This window comes from Beijerinckia sp. L45 (assembly GCF_009765775.1).
In the GTDB taxonomy this organism is placed as follows: Bacteria; Pseudomonadota; Alphaproteobacteria; order Rhizobiales; family Beijerinckiaceae; genus RH-AL1.
Map to the genome: position 1 here is coordinate 1 of NZ_LMUU01000222.1, position 4,075 is coordinate 4,075.

Consider the following 4,075-nt stretch of genomic DNA (forward strand, 5'->3'; position numbering starts at 1 on the left):
ACTGCGACATTTACCCTGAAGCTCTCCCCCGCAAGGTAGATCTCCCGGAAGCACTAAGCCTCGGCGTATCCCGACTTGCTTAACGAAAGACGCCGCCTTCCTTGGGGGGGCAGAGCGGCGTCAATCGTTGATGTCAAAGCCCCAACGCGGGCAGGCGCGCGGGGAATGAACTCGCGCAACTCATTGTCATCGAAAAAACGGCCGAGATCAAGATCGTAAGACAATCTACATGGCCTCCCGGCAAAGCGCGGCCGGCGATCGCGGATTCCGAAGGCATCGGCACGGCCCACGCGCGCCGCTCTCGTCCTCTATAGAGATGGGAAAGCGGCGGCACTTCCAAGATGCCGTCAGTCGAAGGCAGGCGTCAGCCGAAGCGTCAGGACCTCGGGATTGGCCGCCAAACGCGTCGCGAACGTGTTGTTCATGACGTCGCGGCCGGCTGCTTCTGATCGAACCTGGAAAGCGTAGGCGACGACGAGATCGACGAAGCTGCGCAATGTGGGGTCTGTCGCCGCCTTGCCGAGAATAGCAGGTGCACGGGCTGCACGGGGGCGCTGTAATCTACAAGGAGGCGGACAAGAGCGCCGGATGCAAAGTCATCCCGCATCACACTCTCGGCCTGGAGGAAGATGCCCCCGCCCGCTAGAGCTGCTGTCTGGAGCAATCGCTCCTCCGACGTTAGTCGGACGAACAACGCTCGGGATGTGCCCTGAGACGCTCTAAGGACGGCCGGCGATCTTCCCTTGGTTGTCGAGCCCCCAGTCGGCCATCGATGCCATCACGGGCCGAAGCGTGCCGCCCAACTCGGTCAGACTGTACTCGGTCTTCGGTGGCACCACCGCGTATTCGCGCCGCGTGATCAGTCCATATTCCTGTAGCTCGCGCAATTCCTTGGTCAGGATGCGGTCGCTTACCGGCGGGCACGCGCGTCGGATTTCGGAGAAACGTAGCGGCTCGTTTCGTACCAGCGCCCAGATAATACGGGCTTTCCATTTCCCGCCCAGGATTCGGGAGGTGAAGGCGACGGGACAGACGCTGGCAAGATTCATGGCTTAACACTAACAAAACTATCCGTACTTGTGGACTGGATAGTGAAAGCGTTCTCTGAACCGCCCTCTACAAACCAATTGGGCTGAGGCTTCAGGAGAACAAAGTGAAAGCTGTGTGCGTCAATGCCGACCGCAAACTCGAGGTCCGCGATGTCCCGTCCCCGATCGATCCGCCGCCCGGTCATCTCATCGTCGATATGAGAGCAGCTGCCATCAACCACGGCGACAAGTCGTTCCTCGCCAACCCGAACGCGGCGGGGGGGCGGCTGAATCATCGCGTCCATGATGTTTGGGGTGCCTCCGCAGCCGGCACGGTTGTTTCCGTGGGCGCGGAGCTTTCCGAAGACCTCGTTGGATGCGATGTCGCGATGTATCGCTCCCTGAATACCAGCCGTTACACCATCGGCCTCTGGAGCGAACAAATCCTCGTCCCGCGGACCAGTTGCCTCGTGCTGCCGAAAACCGTCTCCGCGCGCGACTACGCCGGGTCGTTCGTCAATGTCATTACGGCGCACGCCTTTCTCGAAACGATCGGCGCCGAAGGGTATAAAGGCGTGATCATCACGGCCGGAAGTTCGGCGACGGGCTTGGCGATGGCGGCTCTGGCGCACCGGCGCGGGGTGCCGACATTGTCTTTGGTGCGCTCCGAGAGCGCGGCTGCAACACTGCGGTCCCTTGGCGTCGCAAATGTTCTTACCACCGGTGATGAAGGCTTCGAAAGCGAGCTGGGCCGACGCGCTGCGGCACTCGGCACGACTGCTGTCTTTGAAGGCGTCGGCGGCGATCTCACCAGCCGCATCGCGCCGCTGCTTCCTATGAATTCCGCGATCCACATTTACGGTTTTCTAGGCGCTTCTGCACCGGTCACCGTCTCGTCGCTTGTCTTGATGGCAAAGAACCTCGTGCTCCGGCCCTTCAGCAACTTCGCAAGCGCAACGGTCGCCGACGCGCAGCGGCTCACGGCGGCCATCACCTATCTCGAAAGCGTCATCGAGGACCCACTCTTTCGCACTCGAATAGGCAAGGCGTTTGCCCTGGAGGAGATCGATGCGGCGATGGCCTATGAGGCAAAGCCGGGCGCGAAGGCGATCCTCGTCCCCGGCACAACTTGATCCGACGAGGACGTCCCACCGACATGAGAAGCGGAACATTTTGCAGCGCGGCGATCGCGCCGAAATGGTGCGAGATCTAGAGTGACAAATCGCCACTCGCGACAAGGATCAACGTCGCATGGACGTGCGTGAAGGGTGCCTTCGATTCAAATATCGCCTTGTCTGAGTGGAATAGCATACCAATGCAAGGCACCGCTTCATCGGACAGGTCCATGATCACAAAGCCCCCTCGCATCAACGATTCACAGAAAACGCGGGAAGACATTCTCGCCGTTGCGCTGGAAGAATTCTCGACGCATGGCCTTGCGGGAGCCCGTGTCGACACGATCGCCGCGCGCACGAAGACGACGAAGCGGATGATCTACTATTATTTCAAGGACAAGGAAGGTCTCTATCTCGCCACGCTCGAACGCGCATACGCGGAAATCAGAGAGGCAGAAGAGCGTCTCGATACGACTGATCTTTCGCCGTCGGAGGCGATCCGCCGAATCGTCGAGTTCACGTTCGACTACAACGAAGCCCATACCGGATTTACCCGGATGGTGGGCATGGAGAACATCCACTTCGCCCGCCTACTCAAAACATCCGCGATCACGGCCACGATCAGTGAAGGCATTCTCGCCCGGCTCAAGCAGATCCTGTCCGATGGCCGACGGCTCGGATCGTTCCGCCGCACCGTCAGCCCGCTTGACCTCCATATGCTGATTACATCCTTCTGCTACTTCAGGATCAGCAACCAGCACACGTTCGAGCTCGTGTTTGCCGTCAAACTTCGTGCGCCGGCGACACGGCGCCGTCATCGCGCAATGGCTTGCGACGCCGTCCTTGCATACCTGACCAGCGCTTAGGCCAGCCGCCCTCCCGACAATCGTCAAGACCCATTGTTTTCAAGGAGAAACGATCGGATCGGGTCAAACCGGCTGCGATTTCCGATGCATTGCGCATCTTCACATCTCGTGTACCATCTGGTTAGTTTGCTATCCAAGCGACCTTTGGTCGAGGCCTGGAAAACGCCGAAAGGATAGGACGGCACACCACCGTCGGCTTCCGACCTAAGAGGCTGGTTTGTATCGAAACTTACACCCGAGCGTACGCCATCCACTGTGTCGTCGAAGACAGGCCCGGTGAAGGTCGCCGGCGCCGCAATCGTCGCGGACCCTTGCGCAGCGCCATGCCGCGACCGGCATCGGCACGGTGTCGGGTTCGACAGCCTGTGCCGATCTGCAGTCCGGCAATGCGCCCAGGCTGCCGTCCTCAAAGGCGGAAAGGGAGCGGCGACAGTTTTGCATCGAACGTGAGGCATGGCGTCGTTCACCCGGCGACATCCGCCTCGGCGAGGGCCCCGGCGCTTGCGGTGGTGAATTGCCAGATGCCCGTAGCCGCCTGAGATTGCGCGCCTTAACGGGCGATGAACGAGACAGACGATCGAAGCATATCGGATACCGAAACGCAGTATCGAGAACGCGAGCGATGGACAAAAAATCGATGGCGCGAACTTCGACTCAGCATGCCCGATTATAAATTAATATTTAAGAACGAAACCGTCTTTTATATTGACCCTCATCGCAAATATCGTATTCGTGATCGGTGCAATATACTTGAAGGCCACCGCGCATACGTTGCAAGGCTGCAACATGACGCGCCCGGCAAAGCGCGACGCGGATCATGTCGGGCATCGCGCACGGGGGACGGCGGTGACGCAGTCTCGCGCAGCGTTGCCGCGGCCCGCACGGTTTTCGCCATCGAGAAGACCGCACGCATCAAGAGTAGCCTTTCGGTCCGGGATTTACAGTCATGATCGCCGTCGTTCGCCTCGCCCTGCATCGGCCCTATACGTTCGTCGTCATGGCGCTGCTGATCCTGATCTTCGGCGGCGCCGCGGCCGTGCGAACCCCAACGGATATTTTTCCGAAC

General features: G+C 59.9%; 4 protein-coding genes. 2 read left to right on the forward strand and 2 right to left on the reverse strand.

Annotated elements, in window-relative coordinates:
* Positions 1–347 precede the first annotated feature (347 nt).
* Both GSQ79_RS29835 and GSQ79_RS23715 read right to left on the reverse strand, forming a co-directional pair.
* Positions 348–497, reverse strand: a complete 150-nt coding sequence (locus tag GSQ79_RS29835) for a hypothetical protein (protein WP_246725538.1) — start codon at positions 495–497, stop codon at positions 348–350.
* A gap of 222 nt (positions 498–719) precedes the next feature.
* Positions 720–1,049: a helix-turn-helix domain-containing protein gene (locus GSQ79_RS23715; protein ID WP_158811246.1), complete on the reverse strand. Its 330-nt coding sequence runs from the start codon at positions 1,047–1,049 to the stop codon at positions 720–722.
* Between the two features lie 104 nt (positions 1,050–1,153).
* On the opposite strand from GSQ79_RS23715, the gene GSQ79_RS23720 reads away from it, so the two are divergent.
* Both GSQ79_RS23720 and GSQ79_RS23725 read left to right on the forward strand, forming a co-directional pair.
* A complete protein-coding gene (locus GSQ79_RS23720; RefSeq protein ID WP_158811247.1) occupies positions 1,154–2,161 on the forward strand; it encodes a Zn-dependent oxidoreductase in 1,008 nt (335 codons plus the stop codon).
* A 212-nt stretch (positions 2,162–2,373) separates the two neighbouring features.
* A complete protein-coding gene (locus tag GSQ79_RS23725) occupies positions 2,374–3,009 on the forward strand; it encodes a TetR family transcriptional regulator (protein ID WP_158811248.1) in 636 nt (211 codons plus the stop codon).
* The last annotated feature ends 1,066 nt before the right edge of the window (positions 3,010–4,075 follow it).